Origin of the sequence: Sulfitobacter sp. M39 (genome assembly GCF_021735935.1) — a bacterium.
Classification (GTDB): Bacteria; Pseudomonadota; Alphaproteobacteria; order Rhodobacterales; family Rhodobacteraceae; genus Sulfitobacter.
This window is the reverse complement of the sequence record NZ_WMDZ01000003.1, coordinates 82,501-102,316: the sequence shown is the minus strand read 5'-3', so window position 1 is coordinate 102,316 and position 19,816 is coordinate 82,501. Positions and strand designations below refer to the sequence as shown.

The window sequence follows — 19,816 nt, the reverse complement described above, 5'->3', positions numbered from 1 at the left end:
GGGTCGTGCCCGTTCATGGAGCCAGAACCGACGACAGCGATTTCACTGTCTCGTCCAGTTTGGTCAGATAGGCACGGTAGTCCTCTTGACCGCGGAACCCGACATCTGCACCCGCATTGTTGGTCTGCTCGATGTAGGTGGGGTCTTGGGCCATCTCTTGCAGCGCGGCTTCAAGCGTGTCGCGGACCTCTTGCGGGGCCCCTTTGGGCATCACGATGCCGCGGGTCACGTTCAGCTCAAGATCCTGACCCAGCTCTTTGAAGGTCGGCACATCGGGGGCGGCGTCCACCCGGTCAGTCGCGCCGACGGCAAGGAAGGTCAGATCGCCATTGTCGACGAATTGCTTGGAGGAGCTGATGTCGCCGATGGCTACGTCAAGGTTGCCGCCAACCAGCGCGCGCACGCGCTCTCCGGTGCCTTCATAGCCGACGTATTTAAACTCAAGCCCGAACGCCTGTTCGATCATCGCAGCGTGCAGATGCGGGACGCCGGCCAATGTGACGCCCATGGAGATCTCGCCGGGATGTGCCTGGGCGTAGGTCACGAATTCCTCGAAGTTGCTGTAGTTGTCGGATTTTCCCGCCACCAGATACTGGGGCGATGCTGCCATCAGTGCGATCGGGTCAAAGTCATCCCATGCCAGATCGGTGATGCCGGTTTCGGTGGCGACCAACAGACCTTCGTGCACTTGGCTGATGGTATAGCCATCCGCGGCGCGGCGCGAGGCCTCGCGCAGGCCCACAGTGCCGCCAACGCCGGGCATGTTGATCACGGGCATTTCAGCGCCAAGGAACGGCTGCACGTTGTTGGCCACAAGGCGCATCAGCGTGTCAGACCCACCACCGGGCGACCAGGGCACGATGAACTCTACCGCGCGCTCGGGGTAGGTGTCGGCTGTGGCGGGGGCTGCCATCAGGCTGGCAGCAGTGAAAAGGGCGGCAAGGCCCGAACGAAACGTCATAGGAGGACTCCCTGTGAGAGAAGCAGCGGTTTATCCGCCACGGGTTTGGTGTCAGTTTCGTGAATAACACAAGAATAACCATATCAAAGCGCGTAATTCTTGCCATTACATTTAGTATATCTTATCTTGATGTATGGATACACGTCAGCTTGAGACTTTATTGGCCATTAGCCAGCATGGCGGCTTTGCTGCGGCGGCGCAGGCCGTGAACCTGACCGCATCTGCCGTCAGCCAGCAGATCGCGGCGCTTGAGGCAGAGATTGGCACGCAGTTGTTCGACCGCACCCGCCGCCCGCCCGCCTTGACCACAAAGGGCGCAGAGATGGTCCGCTCGGCCCAGTCGATCCTGCAGATCGTGTCGGACACAAAGGCCTCCGTCGCGGGGGAGCAGATGCGCGGCACCGTGGCGCTTGGGTCATTGCGGACCGGGGCGAATTCACTGATGCCGCAGGCGCTTGCGACACTGCGCGCCAGCTTTCCGTACCTGAACTTTCGGCTGCGCGTCGGCGTGTCTGAGGAGCTGATGAGCGAGGTCGTTTCGGGCCAGCTGGATGCCGCGGTTGTGGCGGATCACGTGGCGGTGCCCAGCAGTCTGCGCTGGACCCCTGTGCTCACCGAACCGCTGATCGTCCTCACACCGCCCGGCACGGGGACCATCACGCTGGATGATCTGATCCGCGACGTGCCCTATATCCGCTATCGCACGCAGGTGCCGCTGGCGCGCCAGATCGATACCGAAATCGCCCGCCTTGGCGCCGCACCGCGCCAGATCGTGTCAGTGAATACGATGCCTGCCGTGGTGGGCTGCGTGCGCGCGGGTCTGGGCTTTGCCATTATCCCGCAGATCGCGCTACACGATGCTGAAACCGCCTCGCTTGACTGGTTCCCTTTCGGGGCGCCGCCGATCCATCGCCGTCTGGGGCTGGTGCAGCGGGTCACCTCGCGCCGCGCCGAGGTGCTGGCGGCTTTGGTCACCGCGCTGATCCAGCAGGGGCTTTCGGCAGAGGTCTATGATTAGGCGGTAACCGTCTGACGAAACGCCCGCCGCCGATGGGCGACGATGATGCTATAACGCCTGCATCCCAAGGGGCGCTGAAAGTCAGTCGACCTCTAGACACCAGCGCCTGACGGTCTATGTCATCCGACACACGCGTTAATCACCCAGGAAACACCATGCCGACACAGCCCACGGAAAAGATGGCGACAGAGCTTTTGCATGTGCAAGAAGAACTGGCGGCAAAGAATGTCGAGGCGGATGCGCCTAAGAAGCGGTCGCAGCGGGCCTCGCATAGGTTGAACTTTCTCGAAGCGATGATGGAAACTGTGCCGGTTGGCGTCTTGATGGCGGATGCCGAGGGACAGATCATCTATGGCAACAGCCACGTCGAAAAGATGGTGCGCCATCCGGTGCTGCATTCTGATGATGTGGAAGCCTATGGCGAATGGGTGTCGTTTCACGAAGACGGGCGCCGGGTAGAGGGGCATGAATACCCTCTGGCGCGGGTGATCCAGAACAAGGAAGATCACGTTGAAATTGACGTGAACTATCAACGTGGGGACGGGACGCGGTTCTGGATGCGCATCATTGGCGAGCCGGTACTGGACGGCGACGGTGAACGGATCGGCGCGACGGTCGCCCTGATTGACATCGACGAGGAACGCCGCCTGCGTGATGCGCAGAATATCCTGATTGCCGAACTGAACCACCGCGTGAAAAACGCCTTTAGCGTGGTCAAATCCATCGTCAGCCAGTCCTTGCGCAAGATGAGCATTCAGCGCGGCATCCGCGAGACAATTGATCAACGGCTCAACGCCTATGCGACCGCCCATTCCAAACTGGTGGGCACAACATGGGACCGCGCCGCGATTGGTGCCGTGGCTGCCGATGTGCTTGACCCGATTGGCGGCGGGCGGATCACGTTGACCGGGCCGGAGGTAGAGGTGCCATCGCGCCAGGCGCTGTCCTTGTCGATGGCGTTTTATGAACTGGCGACAAACGCGATGAAATACGGAGCCTTGTCGGTTCCTGACGGTGTTGTGAAATTATCTTGGGAACAAGGCAGCGCCGCCGAGGGTTCCTCTATTGAACTCCACTGGGTGGAACAAGGCGGCCCTGCCGCCGAGAAACCCAGCGAGACAGGTTTTGGTAGCTTCATCACAGGGCGTGCCCTCGAGGCGGAAACGGGCGGGAAAATCGATACGGTTTTCGGGCCAAACGGATATGAATGGCATTTGAAGATGCCGCAACAGACGGAAAAGCAGGCAGCAGAATGACAAATCAACCTCAGAATATTTTCATCGTTGAAGATGAGGTCGTTGTCGCATTTGAAATGACCGATCTTTTGGAAGACATCGGCTTTAACGTGGTTGGTCCTAGCATTCACTTGGAAGATGCGAAGGCCAAGGCGCGGGAAGGGGATATTGATATCGCCTTTCTCGATGTGAACCTTGGGCGCGATAAAACATCGAAACCCGTGGCCGATATTTTGCGGGACCGTGGTATCCCTTTTGTGTTCATCACCGCATATGACGCCGACCAGATCAGCTTTCTCGGGCCGGACGACCGCGTTGTGAAAAAGCCCGTGAGCAGTCAGAAGCTGATCGAGACGCTGCGCCGCGTCTACCCAAGCTTAGAGACCGAGTAAGCTCAGACAGGAAACCCCGCCGGCGACGATCCGCGCGCCGCGACACTGCGGCGCAGGGCGGGGCGACTTTGCCCCCGTGACAACGGCCATATGTGAACATATAGTGAACATATGGCTAAGCAAACTGTAGAGCAAAAACTGGCAATCCTGAGCGACGCGGCAAAGTATGATGCGTCTTGCGCCTCTTCGGGGTCGACGAAACGCGACTCGCGCGATGGAAAGGGGGTGGGGTCGAACGAGGGGTCGGGCATCTGCCATGCCTATGCGCCGGACGGGCGCTGTATCTCGCTTCTGAAAATCCTGATGACGAATTTCTGCATCTATGATTGCAGCTATTGCATCAACCGCGCCTCGTCCAACGTCACGCGGGCGCGGTTTAGTGTCGATGAAGTGGTGAAGCTGACCATCGAATTCTATCGCCGCAATTATATCGAAGGGCTGTTTCTATCCTCGGGCGTGATCAAATCGCCCGATGCGACGATGTCCGACATGGTGCAGATCGCGCGCAAACTGCGCCACGAAGAAAACTTTCGCGGCTATATCCATTTGAAGACTATCCCCGACGCCGCGCCAGAGTTGATCGCGGAAGCGGGGCTGCTGGCAGATCGGCTGTCGATCAATGTTGAGCTACCCACCGATGCCGCCGTTAAGCAGTATGCTCCCGAAAAGAAGCCCGATCAGATCCGCAAAGCGATGGCCGATTTCCGGTTGCGCAAAGAGGTGTCGAAAGACACATCCCACACCGGCAAGCGCCCGCCACGGTTCGCGCCCGCGGGTCAATCGACGCAAATGATCATCGGGGCGGATGGGTCGAACGATGCGGCCATTCTGGGCCAGTCCACGCGGCTCTATTCCAGCTATAAATTGAAGCGGGTGTATTATTCTGCCTTCTCGCCCATCCCTGACAGCTCGGCCAAGCTGCCGCTGATCCGGCCGCCGTTGCAACGCGAACATAGGCTCTATCAAGCGGATTGGCTGCTGCGGTTCTATGACTTCCAGTTGGACGAGATTACATCCGTCACCGCGGACGGGAACCTTGATCTTGAAGTTGACCCGAAACTGGCGTGGGCCTTGGTGCACCGCGCGGTGTTTCCGCTGGATGTGAACCGTGCCACCCGCGAGATGCTGTTGCGGGTGCCGGGGTTCGGGGTGAAGACTGTGAACCGCATCCTGTCCACGCGCCGCCACCGCACCCTGCGCTACGAGGATCTGATCCGCATGGGTGCATCCATGAAGAAGGCGCGCAGCTTTATCACCGCAGGCGGCTGGTCCCCCGGCGGGCTGACCGACAGCATCGACCTGCGCGCGCGGTTTGCGCCGCCGCCCGAACAGCTGACGCTGTTCTGATGCACCGCGCGGTCATGCCCAAGATCGGCACGGCGCAGGCGTGGCGTGATGCGGCGCGGCAGTTTCTGGCCGCCGGCATCCCACCCGAGGCGATCCTGTGGGGCGATACCAGCACGGCACCCGATCTTTTTGGTGCCACCGCCCCGATGCAGACGGGCGGGCAGGTGACCGTGCCGCGTAGCTTCATCAGCATGGCGAGCAGTGTCGTCTGGCACAGCGATCCTGAACGGTTTGCGCGACTTTATGCGTTTCTCTGGCGATTGAAGGACGCACCGCATTTGATGACGGATCGCGGTGATGCCGACCTGTCGCGCCTGCGCCGGATGGAGAAAAATGTGCATCGTTGCCAGCACAAGATGAAGGCGTTCGTGCGCTTTCGCGAAATTGGCGGGCCCGATGCCCCCCGCCGGTCCTTTGCCGCGTGGTTCGAGCCGACGTATCACACGGTAGAACCCACCGCTGATTTCTTCCTGCGTCGTTTCAGCGATATGGATTGGCGCATTCTCACGCCGGATGTCTGCGCGATTTTCGAGGGGGGCAAACTGACCTTCCGCGCGGGGCAGGAAAAGCCCGCGCTGCCCGAGGACGCGAGCGAACAGCTTTGGATCACCTATTTCCAGAACATCTTTAACCCCGCGCGGTTGATGGTCAAAGCCATGCAGTCTGAGATGCCCAAGAAATACTGGAAGAACATGCCAGAGGCCGCGCATATCCCCCAGATGATCGCCGACGCCCCCGCCCGTGCCCGCGCCATGGCCGAGGCAGCACCGTCCTTCCCACCGCCGCGTCTGGCGCAGGTGCAGGCGCAACTTGCCGCGCATCAATCCGCGTGGGAGGGGCCGAAAGACGCGCTGGCCAAGGACATCGCCGCCTGCACCCGCTGCCCCTTGCATTGCTACGCAACGCAGGCCGTACCGGGCGAGGGCCCCATGAATGCCGATCTGATGATCGTGGGCGAACAGCCGGGCGATCAGGAGGATTTAAGCGGGCGGCCCTTCGGCGGGCCCGCGGGGCAGCTCTTTGATCAGATCGCAGGGCGGGCGGGGCTGCAGCGGGACAAGGCGTTTGTGACCAATGCGGTGAAACACTTTAAATTCACCCCGCGCGGTAAACGCCGTCTGCACCAACGGCCAAATGCATCCGAAATCCAGCATTGCCGCTGGTGGCTGGATGCCGAGATCGCGCAGGTCAAACCCAAGCTGATTTTGGGCATGGGGGCTACTGCTGCGGAAGGCCTGACCGGACGGCGCGACGCGATCACCGCCCGCCGTGGCACGGTCGAACAAACGCCCTCGGGCACGCCGGTCTTGCTGACGCTGCATCCCTCGTATCTTTTGCGCCTCCCCGATCCTCAGGCCAAAGCCGACGCAACTGCCCAATTTCAAGACGATTTGGCCGCCGCCGTACGAATGTTGGCCTGAAAAGGCGTAACCTCGTAGGGGGCAGTTGCAATATGGCTATTGGATGCCATATACCATCCACATGGATGGAGAATCGAGATGAGCAACGTCAGGCAGCTACGGGAAAAGCAACCCGAGAACGAAAAGATCACGATCAACCTCGGCTTTGTCGATCTAGGGCGGATCGACCTGCTGGTGCAGGAGGGGTTCTACTCTAACCGCAGCGATTTCATCCGCACGGCGATCCGTAAACAGTTGGATCATCAATCGGAGACGGTGACTCGGTCTATCGACCGTCACACAATGGAAATGGGTCTGCGCGATTACTCCGTCGCGGACCTCGAGGCGGTGCAAGCGGCAAATGAAGTGCTGCACATCAAGGTCGTCGGTCTGGCCCGTATCGCGCGGGATGTGACGCCAGAGCTGGCGCTTGCGACCATCGGCTCCATCAACGTGCTGGGGGCGCTTCAAGCCAGCACCGACGTCAAAAAAGCACTCGGCGACCGGATCAGTTAGCTCCGGCATCATCCTAAAAAGGAATGCGACATGACAGATGAATTTAACGCGGCCATGCGCCGTGCCGGAAAACTTGTGCGCGCGGGTAACCCCAAAGCGGCGACCGAAGCCATCCAGAACGCGCTTGGCGCCGGAGGGCTGGGAAGCATGGCGAAAGGTGGCAAAAGCCCCTTTGGAAAAGCCAAGATCGGCCGCGGCCTGCGCGAGACGCTTTCGGGGCTGGCGCAATTAACCCTGAACGGCGGTGACAGCACCGAGCCGGACCTGCCCGAGGGCGCCACATTCGACAGCGGCAGCTTTTCCTGCAGCGCAGGCAGCCGTGACTATCGGCTCTATATCCCCAATCTCAAAGGCGCTGCGCCGACAGGTTTGGTGATGATGCTACACGGGTGCAAACAATCCCCTGTGGATTTTGCCAACGGCACGGGCATGAACCAACTGGCCCAGGAGCATGGGTTGATCGTGGTCTATCCGGCGCAATCGCGCATGGCGAATATGCAGAACTGCTGGAAATGGTTTGATCCGGCCGATCAGATGCGCGGCGCGGGTGAACCGGCGATCCTTGCGGGCCTGATGCAACAGCTGCAGCGCGACCATTCTATTCCCAAAGGGCGCAGCTTTGTTGCGGGGCTGTCGGCCGGCGCGGCGATGGCTGTGGTGCTGGGACAAACCTATCGGGATGTCTTTGACGCGGTGGGTGCCCATTCCGGTTTGCCCTACCGTGCGGCCCATGATGTGCCATCTGCTTTTGCGGCCATGGGGCAGGGGGCAACAGGCTCTGACACAGGGGAGTTTATCCCGACGATCATTTTCCAGGGCGATGCGGATACCACTGTGAGTGCCGCAAATGCGGACGCGATCGCCAAACACGCCTCAAGCGGACCCGAGGTTTTGGACGATGGCAAAGCGGGCGGGCGCAGTTTTTCCCGCCGCAGCGTGATGGCACCGAAAGGCCATGTCGTGATGGATCAATGGACCGTCTCGGGCCTTGGTCACGCGTGGTCGGGCGGCAACAGCGCGGGGTCGTACACGGACCCTACAGGACCAGATGCGAGCCGCGAAATGCTGCGGTTTTTCCTCAATTTGCCTACGAAAGGCGCATGATATGACACACTCCCTTACCTTTGACGCGATCAGCGAAGCCACGCCGGGCCCGAAATGGGCAGCCCGATGGGCCCGATCGTGGCCTGCTTACGAGGCATGGTTTGCCGCACGCGGCGGCGATAACGGCCCTGACCGCGCGGCCTGCGAGGCGGCCCTAAAGCAATATATGCCCGAATTAGTGCCTGTTCATGCCAAGCTCACAGCGCTCGCGGGCGGGTCGGACCGTGCGGCACGTTTCCTGTCTACATGGTGCCCGCCAAGCTATCTGGGCGGTTGTTCCCTCGCCGTGGCTACTTCGGACGACGACATCCGGCTGGTACGAAATTACGATCTGTCGCCTGACCTGAACGAAGGCCTGCTGCTGCACAGCGGTTGGACCGGTCGGCGCGTGATGGGCATGGTCGAATTCCTTTGGGGCCTGTCCGATGGCATCAACGACGCGGGGCTCAGCATCGCGCTGGCCTATGGCGGGCGGCAGGAAACAGGGCGCGGGTTCGGCATCACCACAATCTTGCGCTATGTTCTGGAAACCTGCGAAACCGTCCCCCAAGCGCTGCGCGTGCTGCAACGCGTGCCGTCGCATATGCCGTATAATGTGGTGGTCGCCGATGCCTCGGGTGCCGGTGCAAGCGTCGAGATGTACGCCGGTGGCGGGGCAAAGGTGCAGCCGCGGCTTGTCGCCACAAACCACCAGACCGACGGCAGCACACCCGACAGAGGCAGTTTTACCCGCACGTTTGAACGGTCAAAACACCTTGTTAGTGTCTTGTCTGACGGGGTCACCCCCGCGACGCTAGCAAGCCAGTTCACCCAAGCGCCGCTGAAGCAAGACCGCTACGCCGAGGGGTTTGGCACGCTTTTCACCGCCGAATACGAACCCAAACGCCGGAAGATGACGCTGCATTGGGACGAAGAGGTCTGGTCGCAGTCGATCGATGCATTCGAGGAGGGCACCCGTGAGGTTGTCTATGGCAGCGCCCCGTCGTCGGTGGCCCCAGGGGGTGACATCGATTGGGTGCAAATCGGTCTGGACTACGCAGCGGGCCGCGGGGTCGACTGGCGCAGGTTTGTGCCAGCGGGTGTTGATGTCGCCTAGACTACATGGGGATAGGCGGCACGACCGTCTATCCCTTGCCCGCCCCGCTCTATTCACGGTTTAGCGTCTATATCGTGAACCAGTTTCAAACGGGCAGATCGCGTCGGTCTGCAATCGCCTCCATTGCGATGCAGGATGTCACCGTCTCTAGCGCGGCGCCTGCAATGAGACGTTGATAAATGCGGTCGAAATCATTCATGTTCTCGGCAACGATTTTTAGCATGTAATCGTAGTCACCCGCGATACGAAACACGTCGATGATGTTTTCGATACCAAGAACCGTCTTGCGAAATGTCTTGAGCCATTCTGGCGAATGATCCCGCGTGCGCAGCATCACAAAAACCGTCAACCCCAGCCCGATACGGTCATGGTCCAGACGCAACGTTTGCCCCGTGATCACCCCCGTCTCTTTTAGCCGCAATATCCTCCGCCAGCATGCATTTTGCGAAAGGCCGACACGCTCTGCCACGTCGCGTTGCGAGAGCGAGGCATCTTTCTGCAATACACGTAAGATCGCGGCGTCGATCCGGTCGAGGGTAGGGGGTGCATCTTGGGTCATTTGATCGAAAACCTTCGGCTAATTGTCAAATTTAGATAAAATCTATCGCATACGCATCTGTCATTATCACCTCAAATTGCGACAAAGTGAAGGATATGACCCATGACGACGATTCCCGAGTTTTTTGAAAGCTTTCGCGCAGACCTAAGCGCCGGCGATGCGATCCGCAGTTTACAGTCCGGTCTGATTGGCGAGGGGATCATGGTGCCGGGGCCCCGCGGACCGAACCCTTTGATCTACGCAGATTACGTCGCTTCGGGGCGAGCGCTTCAGCAAGTTGAAGATCGGATCGCCAAAGATGTGCTCCCGTATTATTCCAATGCACATACCGAAGCGTCATTCTGCGGTCGTCAAATGAACCGTTTGCGCGCGGGCGCGCGGCGTGTCGTGGCGGCTTCCTGTGGGGCGGATGAAGATCATGCCATCATCTTTGCCGGTGCCGGGGCGACGGCGGGTCTGACTAAGCTGCCCGGTCTGTTGGGGGTCGATACAATGGTGGCCCACGGGCGGAATCCGCTGGTGCTCATCGGCCCGTATGAGCATCATTCAAACATTCTGCCGTGGCGCGAGTCCGGGGCCGAGGTTGTCGAAATAGCAGAAGCCCCTGATGGCGGCCCCGACATGGGCGATCTGGTTGATCAACTTGCCGCCAACCGCGGGCGCCCGATGATCGGCAGCTTTTCCGCCGCATCTAACGTCACGGGTATACTCAGCGATGTCGCCGTGATCACGCGCCTTTTGAAAGAAAACGGCGCGATAAGCGTTTGGGATTATGCAGGGGCGGGACCTTATCGTCCTATCGATATGGGATTGGGTATGGATGCTGTCGTCGTGTCTCCGCACAAGTTCATTGGGGGGCCGGGTGCCTCCGGCGTTCTGGTCCTCCGACGCGACGTCGTAAAGCCGGTTCGACCCACCAGTCCCGGGGGCGGCACCGTGCGCTTTGTATCACCGTGGGGTCAGGACTATTCCTGCGACGTGGTGGCGCGCGAGGAAGCAGGCACGCCCAACGTCATTGGCGATATCCGCGCCGCATTGTGCTTTATCGTCAAGGACGTGGTTGGTGCAGACCGTATGGCCGCGCGCCTTGAAACGCATCGGCGCAGGGCGGTGACCGCATGGTCAAACGCGGCGGGTCTGACACTGCTGACCAACCCCAATGCCGCCGCTTTGCCGATATTTTCTTTCATGGTCCATGACGAACGTGGGCAGGTCGTGCATCCGCAGCTTATCTGCCGCATCCTGTCTGACCACTTTGGCATTCAGGCCCGCGGCGGTTGCGCCTGCGCTGGTCCCTATGCCCACCGGTTACTGGATATTGATCGGGCGATGTCGGACCGGCTTCGTCAGGACATACTATCGGGAAATGAGATCGCCAAACCCGGCTGGACCCGCCTCGCTTTTTCCGCCCTGATGGATGGTGACAAGGTCGATCATATCATTGACGCAGTCGTCTGTATCGCGCGCAATTCCGCTGCATTCACCATTGACTACACTGTCGATCCAGCCACCGCCCGTTTTACGCCAACGCAACGACAGGCTTCGTGCGCGTGACGATGCCCACGGTTTTTCAGTATCTATTAAGGGTGTCTATTTCTAGTAGACCGATAGCCGCATGGTTGCGTTCAGCTAGGAAGTACGAATGGGCGGGAAGCTGTATTACATAATCCTAATTATAGGTTATTCGGCTGTAGCCGGGGCACATTCTAAACTGGGTTGCGAAATTTTCCCTATCTTGCTGGAAAGCAAGGAGAATGAAAGATGGCCCATACAGAGCTAAACCTGCGTGAACGGCGCGTGATCGAAGATATGTTGAATGCTAAGATACCTATACGAGAGATAGCAGCACAGATCGGCAGGCATGTTTCGACGATTTATCGTGACATCAAGCGCAACCGCTATGCCGACAACGACCTGCCGGAATTGAACGGATACTATGGTGTCGTTGCTCAACGCGCTGCGGTTCAAAGGCGTGCGCGCCGTCGAAAATTGGTGCGCCTTGTCGGCCTGCGAAAGGCTGTGATCAAACAGCTCAAAGAAGGTTGGTCTCCCGAACAGATCGCGGGTCGATTGCTCTTTGAAGGCCGGAGAGTTCGTGTGAGCCACGAGACAATTTATGCTTATGTTTACAGTCCAGACGGCCAATCCAAAGAGCTGGCCCGATACCTCCCAAACCGGCGCAAGAAACGGAGACCGCACCATTCGCGCAGGCCCCGTGGCAAAAGGGTTCCGTCGAAAACCTGAACAAGCGTGCTCGGCGCTACTTACCAAGAGATGCGCCTGTGGCTGCGCTCTCAAATCGAGATATGAAGTCGATTTGAGAGCGCTTGAACGGCACGCCCAGAAAGTGTCTGGGATGGCGCGCACCAACGGAAGTATTCAGGGAAGAACTGATGAAACTGAGATAGCGGAAACCGTCGCAACGACCCTTGAGAATCCAATCGATTTCGTCGTTACGTTGGGTGATAACGGCATTTCCAGATCTGCTGTCGATCGTATCGTCAGCAGGGTTTCGGGCGATATCCCGGTCCATCTGTTCTTTGTAGAAGACCTAACGCAGTCAGACTTAAAGGCGTTCCTTGGTACCTGAAACACAATTTATTCTAGTGTCCGGTGCAAGCATAACGCACATGAAGCTGCCAAGCTCAACGCTAAGGGAAGTCTGGCTGACACGACGCGAACGGCCCCAAGCGGATCTATGCCGGGATCACCCACGCCGCGGCGCAGCTTCGCGGAGCCCGAGTTTGGCGTATCACGCTACACTTAGTTTGGACAAATGGCGCTTGGTTTTAGTGAGAAATCATCCAGGGACGTTTAGTTGGAAAGCTTTTGGACCCGTCGGGGCGGTGCAGGGTTTTGCTGTTTTTCTTTTTGCCGCCGCCGCAGCATCCACATCCCGGACTATGAGTGCTGGAGCGTTTGGGACTATCGGCGCTGCGTTCGTTCGTCAGGTGACTGATACGGGTACTTTGGCCAACGAAGGATACGTTCGGTGTTGATTGTCACTTATAACTGACCCGGCATTGTCACTGAGACTTGACCCACCCAGTTGTTATGTTCTTTGCTTTATGATGGCGTCAATGCCGCTTTCTCCTTTCGTTTTTGTTTGGCTGTCGCCGAGCTGGCCTTGAACCGATAGCTGTCATTGCCGGTCTCGAGAATGTGGCAACGATGTGTGAGGCGGTCGAGGAGCGCGGTGGTCATCTTGGCATCACCGAACACGCTGGCCCATTCGCTAAAGCTCAGGTTGGTTGTGATAACGACGCTGGTGCGCTCGTAGAGTTTACTCAGAAGGTGGAACAGCAGCGCGCCACCCGAAGCGCTGAACGGCAAATATCCCAGCTCATCCAAGATCACCAAATCGGCTTTCACCAGCGCCTCGGCGATCTTTCCTGCCTTGCCTTGGGCCTTTTCCTGCTCCAACGCATTGACCAACTCGACCGTGGAGAAGAAGCGCACACGCTTGCGATGATGCTCGATTGCTTGAATGCCGAGGGCGGTAGCGACATGCGATTTTCCCGTTCCAGGGCCTCCGATCAGCACTACATTCTCAGCCGCCTCCATGAACTCGCATCGATGAAGTTGACGGACCAAAGCTTCACGGACTTCGCTGGCGCTAAAGTCGAAGCCAGAGATGTCTTTGTATGCCGGAAAGCGTGCTGCCTTCATGTGGTAGGCGATGGAACGCACCTCACGTTCAGCTATTTCGGCCTTAAGCAGCTGCGACAACATGGGGATCGCTGCATCGAAAGCGGGCGATCCCTGCTCATGCAGGTCCTGCACGGCCTGTGCCATGCCCGGCATCTTCAGGCTGCGCATCATAATGACGATGGCAGCGCCTGCGGGATCATGACGCATGACGTGTTCCTCCTGTAGTGCGTAGCCCGTCATATCGTGCGACATTGGCCTCGGGCTCCTTATTCAAAGAAAGGGCCGCAGGCGGGGTCACATCGGGCTGGTCTATCGGTGCGCCATCCACCAGCCTGTGAAGTAGGTTCAAGACATGGGTTTTTGTTGGTACGCCCGCATCCAGCGCCATTTCCACCGCGCAAAGCACGGCCTGTTCGTCATGGTGGAGCACCAAGGACAGAACGTCGACCATCTCGCGGTCACCACCTGGCCTACGCAACATATGATCCTGCAGCTTCCGGAACCCTTCTGGCATCTCAACGAAGGGCGCCCCGTTGCGCAGCGCGCCGGGTTTGCGTTGAACCACCGCCAGATAATGGTGCCAGTCATAAATAACGCGCCCTGGCTGACGGTGTGAGCGTTCAATAATGCGCTCATGCGTGCAGACCACATGGCCTTCGGCGACGATGACCAGCCGTTCAGGATAGATGCGGAGACTGACAGGGCGGTTCGCAAAGCTGGCAGGCACTGAGTAGCGATTACGGTCGAATGCTATCAGACAAGTGGGGGATACCCGCTTGCTCTGCTCGACAAAGCCGTCAAACATTGTGGGCAGTGGCATCAGCGCGGCCTTCTCGGCGTCCCAGACATCCGCAATATTGCCAGGCAATCTGCCATGCGGTGTCTCGGCCCACAGAAGCTTGCAGCGCTCCTCCAGCCATTCATTCAGCGCATTGAGGTTCGGAAAGGCGGGCATGAGTTGCCAAAGCCGATGGCGGGCGTCGCGCACATTCTTCTCAACCTGACCTTTCTCCCACCCTGCCGCGGGATTGCAGAACTCAGGGTCAAAGACATAATGGCTGGTCATCGCAAGGAACCGTGCGTTTACATCGCGCTTCTTTCCGACGCCAATCCGGTCGACGGCTGTCTTCATGTTGTCATAGACGCCACGCCCCGGAACACCCTCAAACACTCGAAAGCCATGCCAGTGGGCATCGAACAGCATCTCATGCGTTTGCAGCCGATAGGCCCGGACCAGAAATGCGCGGCTGTGAGACAGCTTGATATGGGCGACCTGAAGCTTGAGGCGTTCGCCCCCGACATAGGCCCAGTCCTCGCTCCAGTCGAATTGGAACGCCTCGCCTGGCTGAAAGACCAACGGCACGAAAACACCACGGTCAGTCGTATGTTGAGCACGCTGTCGTTCGCCCTTCCAGTTCCGCACGAAGGCCGCGACACGCTCATATGAACCATCAAAACCGAGCTGAACCAGATCCGCATGCATCTGCTTGGCCGTTCGCCGTTCCTTCCGTGATTTACGCTGCTCAGACAGCAACCAGCCTGTCAGCTTATCAGCATAAGGGTCCAACTTGCTCGGTCGGTTCAAAATCTGGAACTCGGGCTCAACTATCCCTGTCCGCAGATACTTCTTGATCGTGTTGCGAGACACCCCTGTCCGGCGCGCAATCTCGCGGATGGGCATCTTGTCTCGCAGAGCCCATTTCCGAATAATCCTCAGAAATCCCATGTCTAACACTCCAATAGCTCCCAGCTGATTCAAGCAGGGGCAAGGTTGCACATGGGTCAATTCTCAATGACAATTTCTACAGTTGCCGGGTCAGTTCTCGGTGACAATCAACACACCAGCTTCATCGTGGCAAGCTGGGTATCTTTGACATCGGGATTCTCGGCACTTTCGCACAGCTGTTTCTGGAAGAACTGTCACACAAGACCCGTCGCGGCCTCATCGGCCGTGCAGAAGCCGGCAAGAACACCGGAGGGCGAGCCTACGGGTATCGTTCGAAAGCGCTGCCTCAGCGCGACGGTAAGTCAGACGGCAGTGTCATGGAGATCGAGCCCGAAGAGGCCAGCATTGTCCACCGCATTTTTACGGAATACGCAGCTGGCAAGTCCCCGCGCCAGATCGCTGCCGATCTCAATGCGGCTTCCGTCCCGGCCCCACGTGGACGTGGCGCAGGCAGTGGTCACTGGAAGGCCAACACGATCTACGGCCACCGGGCCCGAGGCACTGGCATTCTCAACAACGAACTCTACATCGGGCAACACGTCTGGAACCGGCAACGCTATTCCAAACACCCTGAGACCGGGAAACGCGTCTCCAAGCCCAACCCGCCCAAAGACTGGCTGATTACCGAGAAGCCGGAACTGCGGATCATCGATGAAGTCCTCTGGAGCAGGGTTAAGGAACGCCAAGAGGGAATTGACGGCCAACGCACACAGGCCGAAGCCAAGGGCCGCTCCGGAGCCGGTGCCGCGCAAAGTGCGCGTAGACGGAAGTATCTGCTCTCAGGACTGCTGAGCTGCGGCCAATGCGGCGGCAACCTCACCGTTGCGGGCAAAGGGGCCCGGCGGCGCTACTACTGCGCCAACCACAAGGAGAAGGGCAAGTCTGTCTGCACAGGCATGCCCGGCCTGTCCGAGACCGACGCAGCCGAAAGCATCCTGAGCGGTCTGCGCACAGGTCTGATGCAAGACGCCGCCTATGAGGATTTTCGGAAGAAGTTTGTAGAAAAGATCCGGGCCCAAGAGCACGAGACCGGTGAGGCCCTGCGTCGGCACGATGATCGGATCCGGGAGACGGAGAAGACCCACGCCAATCTGGTGCGCGCGGTCGAAGGCGGCACCTTTTCAGAGGCACTGATCGAACGGCTGAATGCGGTGGATGCGGAGCTGAAGGCACTGCGGGCCGAGCGGGAAGCGCTTGTCCCCACTCCCATCGATCTGCCGGAAGACCTGCCCGCCCTCTACAGAACCTACGTGGCTGATCTCGCAAGCACGCTATCGGATGAGGTAGTGGCAGGCTCAGCGGCTGACGAACTCCACACATTGATCGACACGGTGGTTGTGAGCTGGGACGAGCAGAAGGAACATCATGAGCTCGAGATCCAAGGTAAGCTTCTGGAACTATTGAGCTTTGGGGACAGCAAAAAGGCCGCGACCCTTTCGGGTGCGGCCTGTTCGCTAAAGCTGGTTGCGGGAGTAGGATTTGAACCTACGACCTTCAGGTTATGAGCCTGACGAGCTACCGGGCTGCTCCATCCCGCGCCGGGGGCCAATGATTGTGTATTGGCTTTAGTTTTTATTGTCATCGTTGAGAGATACGTAGAGGTTTTGCTAGGTTTGGCGGTGACCTACTCTCCCACGTCTTAAGACGCAGTACCATTGGCGCAGTAGCACTTAACTGCCGAGTTCGGGATGGGATCGGGTGTTTTGCTTACGCTATGACCACCAAACCGAGTAAAACCTCTATGTCCAAGTCAGTACGACTGATTGTATGTGTATGCTTTTGTCCTAGTAAGAAGTCTTTCTTCTACTGGATCAAATCAAGCCTATCGAGCAATTAGTACCAGTCAACTGAACGTATTACTACGCTTACATCTCTGGCCTATCGACGAGATGGTCTATCTCGGCTCTCAGGGATACCTTGTTTTGAGGGGGCTTCCCGCTTAGATGCCTTCAGCGGTTATCCTGTCCGATCATAGCTACCCAGCACTGCTATTGGCATAACAACTGGTCCACCAGTGGATCGTTCACCCCGGTCCTCTCGTACTAGGGGCAACTCCTCTCAAGTATCCTACACCCACGGAAGATAGGGACCGAACTGTCTCACGACGTTCTAAACCCAGCTCACGTACCTCTTTAAACGGCGAACAGCCGTACCCTTGGGACCTGCTCCAGCCCCAGGATGAGATGAGCCGACATCGAGGTGCCAAACACTGCCGTCGATATGGACTCTTGGGCAGTATCAGCCTGTTATCCCCGGCGTACCTTTTTATCCGTTGAGCGATGGCCCTCCCACTTGGGACCACCGGATCACTATGGCCGTCTTTCGACTCTGCTCGACTTGTCAGTCTCGCAGTCAGGCTGGCTTCTGCCATTGCACTCAACGAGCGATTTCCGACCGCTCTGAGCCAACCTTCGCGCGCCTCCGTTACGATTTAGGAGGCGACCGCCCCAGTCAAACTACCCACCACACAGGGTCCCGGATCCGGATAACGGACCGCGGTTAGACATCAAGCAGAACAAGGGTGGTATCTCAAGGGAGGCTCCACGTAAACTGGCGTTCACGCTTCAAAGCCCACCACCTATCCTGCACATGTTCGGCCTAATGCCAGTGTGAAGTTGTAGTAAAGGTGCACGGGGTCTTTCCGTCTAACCGCGGGTAACCGGCATCTTGACCGGTAATTCAATTTCGCTGAGTCTATGTTGGAGACAGCGGGGAAGTCGTTACGCCATTCGTGCAGGTCGGAACTTACCCGACAAGGAATTTCGCTACCTTAGGACCGTTATAGTTACGGCCGCCGTTTACCTGGGCTTCAATTCAGAGCTCTCACTCCTCCTTTTAACCTTCAGGCACCGGGCAGGCGTCAGACCCTATACGTCGTCTTACGACTTCGCAGAGCCCTGTGTTTTTAATAAACAGTCGCCACCCCCCTGGTTTGTGCCCCCAGCCTCTAGTTGCCTAGAAACCGGGCCTCCTTCTCGCGAACTTACGGAGGTATTTTGCCGAGTTCCTTCAACATAGTTCTCTCAAGCGCCTTGGTATTCTCTACCTATCCACCTGTGTCGGTTTAGGGTACGATCTAGCGATGGAGCTATTTCCAGGGACCTCTAAGCAGCCCATTCAATCCGATAAGGATGAACTACCCTCGAGATCCGTCACTTCCATCTGGCCCAGGAATATTAACCTGGTTCCCATCGACTACGCCTTTCGGCCTCGCCTTAGGGGTCGGCTTACCCTGCTCAGATTAGCTTTAAGCAGGAACCCTTGGATTTTCGGCGAGAGTGTCTCTCACACTCTTTGTCGCTACTCATGTCATCATTCTCACTAGTGATCTCTCCACCGGATCGCTCACGCGCCGGCTTCACAGAAAGCTCCGCGTCTCCAATACCCCGAAGGGCTAAGGAGACATGGAACTATGTCACACTACGCTCTGCTACCATGCAATTAATGCATCCTAAGCTTCGGCTCATGGCTTGAGCCCCGTTACATCTTCGCCGCAAGACAACTTATTTAGACCAGTGAGCTGTTACGCTATCTTTAAAGGATGGCTGCTTCTAAGCCAACCTCCTGGTTGTTTTGGTCGTCTCACCTGCTTTCCCACTTAGCCATGAATTAGGGGCCTTAGCTGTAGGTCAGGGTTGTTTCCCTCTTCACAACGGACGTTAGCATCCGCTGTGTGTCTGCCATCTAGTACTCCTCGGTATTCGGAGTTTGGTTAGGATCAGTAAGCCTGTGGGGCCCCATTACCCATCCAGTGCTCTACCCCCGAGGGTATTCGGATGACGCTCTACCTAAATAGATTTCGCAGAGAACCAGCTATCTCCGAGTTTGATTGGCCTTTCACCCCTAGGCACAGCTCATCCCGATCCTTTTCAACGGATGTGGGTTCGGTCCTCCAATAAGTGTTACCTTATCTTCAACCTGGCCATGCCTAGATCACTCGGTTTCGGGTCTGATCCCACAAACTCAACGCCCTATTAAGACTCGCTTTCGCTACGCCTACACCTAACGGCTTAAGCTTGCTTGTGAGACCAAGTCGATGACCCATTATACAAAAGGTACGCTGTCAGGACGTAAAGTCCCTCCAACTGATTGTAGGCGTTCGGTTTCAGGTACTGTTTCACTCCCCTCGTCGGGGTGCTTTTCACCTTTCCCTCACGGTACTGGTTCACTATCGGTCAGTAAGGAGTACTTAGCCTTCGAAGGTGGTCCTCCGATCTTCAGACAGAATTTCACGTGTTCCGCCCTACTTAATACGTCCAATCATGCTTCTTATACGGGACTATCACCCACTTTGGTTGCGCATTCCAACGCATTCTAACCACACTCATGGCTCGGCTGGTCCCCGTTCGCTCGCCGCTACTAGGGGAGTATCAATTGATTTCCTTTCCTCCGGGTACTTAGATGTTTCAGTTCCCCGGGTTTGCTTTTTATAAACCTATGTATTCAGTCTATAAATACCTGGTTTACCTCATTATTAGCTGCTCCGAAGAGCAGTAATAACAAAGTATCAGGTGGGTTGCCCCATTCAGAAATCCATGGATCAAAGCTTATTCTCAGCTCCCCATGGCTTATCGCAGAGTATCACGTCTTTCATCGCCTCTTACTGCCAAGGCATTCACCAAACGCCCTTTTCGCGCTTGATTTGATCCAGAAAAAGAAAGACCGATTTAATGTCCTACCGCCTATTCGGCTACTTGAGGACAATTTAGACCCTCAAACGGCCGGTAGAGTGCAGGACGTCAGTCCAACGCGGGAGACAGAAGCTGGTAAGAAACTGTCTTCCCTTATTCCAGATCAAAAGCATACTTTTA

General features: G+C 57.6%; 15 protein-coding genes, 1 tRNA gene, 2 rRNA genes and 1 pseudogene. 12 read left to right on the top strand and 7 right to left on the bottom strand.

Features of this window, described 5'->3' with window-relative positions; genetic code table 11:
• Positions 1 to 13: 13 nt before the first annotated feature.
• On the bottom strand, positions 14 to 961 hold the full coding sequence (locus GLP43_RS15960) for a Bug family tripartite tricarboxylate transporter substrate binding protein (RefSeq protein ID WP_237280118.1): 948 nt from the start codon (positions 959 to 961) through the stop codon (positions 14 to 16).
• A 133-nt stretch (positions 962 to 1,094) separates the two neighbouring features.
• Here GLP43_RS15960 and GLP43_RS15955 point away from each other — a divergent pair, with 133 nt between their 5' ends.
• The 8 genes from GLP43_RS15955 to GLP43_RS15920 all read left to right on the top strand — a co-directional run bounded on the left by GLP43_RS15955 (position 1,095) and on the right by GLP43_RS15920 (position 9,069).
• Complete coding sequence (locus GLP43_RS15955; protein ID WP_132998061.1) at positions 1,095 to 1,979, top strand: LysR family transcriptional regulator; 885 nt, start codon at positions 1,095 to 1,097, stop codon at positions 1,977 to 1,979.
• Between the two features lie 155 nt (positions 1,980 to 2,134).
• The gene (locus GLP43_RS15950; protein ID WP_237280117.1) at positions 2,135 to 3,235 is read left to right on the top strand and encodes an HWE histidine kinase domain-containing protein; all 1,101 of its coding nucleotides are present in this window, start codon (positions 2,135 to 2,137) and stop codon (positions 3,233 to 3,235) included.
• Positions 3,187 to 3,606: a response regulator gene (locus tag GLP43_RS15945; RefSeq protein ID WP_237280116.1), complete on the top strand. Its 420-nt coding sequence runs from the start codon at positions 3,187 to 3,189 to the stop codon at positions 3,604 to 3,606. The genes GLP43_RS15950 and GLP43_RS15945 overlap by 49 nt, the downstream gene beginning before the upstream one ends.
• A 111-nt stretch (positions 3,607 to 3,717) precedes the next feature.
• Positions 3,718 to 4,953 carry a putative DNA modification/repair radical SAM protein gene (locus tag GLP43_RS15940; protein WP_237280115.1) on the top strand — a complete coding sequence of 412 codons (1,236 nt, stop codon included), beginning with the start codon at positions 3,718 to 3,720 and terminating at the stop codon, positions 4,951 to 4,953.
• Positions 4,953 to 6,374: a UdgX family uracil-DNA binding protein gene (locus tag GLP43_RS15935; protein WP_237280114.1), complete on the top strand. Its 1,422-nt coding sequence runs from the start codon at positions 4,953 to 4,955 to the stop codon at positions 6,372 to 6,374. The genes GLP43_RS15940 and GLP43_RS15935 overlap by 1 nt, the downstream gene beginning before the upstream one ends.
• A 78-nt stretch (positions 6,375 to 6,452) precedes the next feature.
• Entirely contained in the window at positions 6,453 to 6,869 is a 417-nt protein-coding gene (locus GLP43_RS15930; protein ID WP_237280113.1) for a CopG family transcriptional regulator, read from the top strand.
• A 30-nt stretch (positions 6,870 to 6,899) separates the two neighbouring features.
• A complete protein-coding gene (locus tag GLP43_RS15925) occupies positions 6,900 to 7,973 on the top strand; it encodes an extracellular catalytic domain type 1 short-chain-length polyhydroxyalkanoate depolymerase (RefSeq protein ID WP_237280112.1) in 1,074 nt (357 codons plus the stop codon).
• Position 7,974: 1 nt separating this feature from the next.
• Entirely contained in the window at positions 7,975 to 9,069 is a 1,095-nt protein-coding gene (locus GLP43_RS15920; RefSeq protein WP_237280111.1) for a C45 family autoproteolytic acyltransferase/hydolase, read from the top strand.
• An 85-nt stretch (positions 9,070 to 9,154) separates the two neighbouring features.
• Here GLP43_RS15920 and GLP43_RS15915 read toward each other — a convergent pair whose 3' ends face one another.
• Positions 9,155 to 9,628, bottom strand: a complete 474-nt coding sequence (locus GLP43_RS15915; protein ID WP_237280110.1) for an Lrp/AsnC family transcriptional regulator — start codon at positions 9,626 to 9,628, stop codon at positions 9,155 to 9,157.
• A 102-nt stretch (positions 9,629 to 9,730) separates the two neighbouring features.
• Between GLP43_RS15915 and GLP43_RS15910 the strand changes: the two genes are divergently transcribed.
• The 3 genes and pseudogenes from GLP43_RS15910 to GLP43_RS15900 all read left to right on the top strand — a co-directional run bounded on the left by GLP43_RS15910 (position 9,731) and on the right by GLP43_RS15900 (position 12,218).
• On the top strand, positions 9,731 to 11,182 hold the full coding sequence (locus GLP43_RS15910) for an aminotransferase class V-fold PLP-dependent enzyme (protein ID WP_237280109.1): 1,452 nt from the start codon (positions 9,731 to 9,733) through the stop codon (positions 11,180 to 11,182).
• A gap of 207 nt (positions 11,183 to 11,389) precedes the next feature.
• Positions 11,390 to 12,036: pseudogene (locus GLP43_RS15905) on the top strand (transposase).
• Positions 11,985 to 12,218, top strand: coding sequence for a hypothetical protein (locus tag GLP43_RS15900; protein ID WP_237280132.1), 234 nt, complete (start codon positions 11,985 to 11,987; stop codon positions 12,216 to 12,218). The pseudogene GLP43_RS15905 and the gene GLP43_RS15900 overlap by 52 nt, the downstream one beginning before the upstream one ends.
• 476 nt (positions 12,219 to 12,694) lie before the next feature.
• On the opposite strand, the gene istB is transcribed toward GLP43_RS15900, so the two are convergent.
• Both istB and istA read right to left on the bottom strand, forming a co-directional pair.
• A complete protein-coding gene (gene istB / locus GLP43_RS15895) occupies positions 12,695 to 13,486 on the bottom strand; it encodes an IS21-like element helper ATPase IstB (protein ID WP_237278124.1) in 792 nt (263 codons plus the stop codon).
• The gene (gene istA, locus GLP43_RS15890; RefSeq protein WP_237278577.1) at positions 13,476 to 15,005 is read right to left on the bottom strand and encodes an IS21 family transposase; all 1,530 of its coding nucleotides are present in this window, start codon (positions 15,003 to 15,005) and stop codon (positions 13,476 to 13,478) included. Before istA ends, istB begins: the two co-directional genes overlap by 11 nt.
• Before the next feature lie 317 nt (positions 15,006 to 15,322).
• Between istA and GLP43_RS15885 the strand changes: the two genes are divergently transcribed.
• On the top strand, positions 15,323 to 16,510 hold the full coding sequence (locus tag GLP43_RS15885) for a recombinase family protein (protein ID WP_237280130.1): 1,188 nt from the start codon (positions 15,323 to 15,325) through the stop codon (positions 16,508 to 16,510).
• Here the strand turns inward: GLP43_RS15885 and GLP43_RS15880 are convergent.
• The 3 genes from GLP43_RS15880 to GLP43_RS15870 form a co-directional block, all read right to left on the bottom strand.
• A tRNA-Met gene (locus GLP43_RS15880) sits at positions 16,467 to 16,543 on the bottom strand. The two genes, GLP43_RS15885 and GLP43_RS15880, sit on opposite strands and share 44 nt — an antisense overlap.
• 73 nt (positions 16,544 to 16,616) lie before the next feature.
• Positions 16,617 to 16,731 (bottom strand): 5S ribosomal RNA (gene rrf / locus GLP43_RS15875).
• Positions 16,732 to 16,817: 86 nt separating this feature from the next.
• Positions 16,818 to 19,648, bottom strand: a 23S ribosomal RNA gene (locus GLP43_RS15870).
• Between the last annotated feature and the right edge of the window lie 168 nt (positions 19,649 to 19,816).

Coding starts and splice junctions, on each gene's coding strand:
- GLP43_RS15960 (WP_237280118.1), bottom strand. CDS start 961: ATGACGTTTCGTTCGGGCCTTGCCGCCCTTTTCACTGCTGCCAGCCTG.
- GLP43_RS15955 (WP_132998061.1), top strand. CDS start 1,095: ATGGATACACGTCAGCTTGAGACTTTATTGGCCATTAGCCAGCATGGC.
- GLP43_RS15950 (WP_237280117.1), top strand. CDS start 2,135: ATGCCGACACAGCCCACGGAAAAGATGGCGACAGAGCTTTTGCATGTG.
- GLP43_RS15945 (WP_237280116.1), top strand. CDS start 3,187: ATGGCATTTGAAGATGCCGCAACAGACGGAAAAGCAGGCAGCAGAATG.
- GLP43_RS15940 (WP_237280115.1), top strand. CDS start 3,718: ATGGCTAAGCAAACTGTAGAGCAAAAACTGGCAATCCTGAGCGACGCG.
- GLP43_RS15935 (WP_237280114.1), top strand. CDS start 4,953: ATGCACCGCGCGGTCATGCCCAAGATCGGCACGGCGCAGGCGTGGCGT.
- GLP43_RS15930 (WP_237280113.1), top strand. CDS start 6,453: ATGAGCAACGTCAGGCAGCTACGGGAAAAGCAACCCGAGAACGAAAAG.
- GLP43_RS15925 (WP_237280112.1), top strand. CDS start 6,900: ATGACAGATGAATTTAACGCGGCCATGCGCCGTGCCGGAAAACTTGTG.
- GLP43_RS15920 (WP_237280111.1), top strand. CDS start 7,975: ATGACACACTCCCTTACCTTTGACGCGATCAGCGAAGCCACGCCGGGC.
- GLP43_RS15915 (WP_237280110.1), bottom strand. CDS start 9,628: ATGACCCAAGATGCACCCCCTACCCTCGACCGGATCGACGCCGCGATC.
- GLP43_RS15910 (WP_237280109.1), top strand. CDS start 9,731: ATGACGACGATTCCCGAGTTTTTTGAAAGCTTTCGCGCAGACCTAAGC.
- GLP43_RS15900 (WP_237280132.1), top strand. CDS start 11,985: ATGGCGCGCACCAACGGAAGTATTCAGGGAAGAACTGATGAAACTGAG.
- istB (WP_237278124.1), bottom strand. CDS start 13,486: ATGCGTCATGATCCCGCAGGCGCTGCCATCGTCATTATGATGCGCAGC.
- istA (WP_237278577.1), bottom strand. CDS start 15,005: ATGGGATTTCTGAGGATTATTCGGAAATGGGCTCTGCGAGACAAGATG.
- GLP43_RS15885 (WP_237280130.1), top strand. CDS start 15,323: ATGGAGATCGAGCCCGAAGAGGCCAGCATTGTCCACCGCATTTTTACG.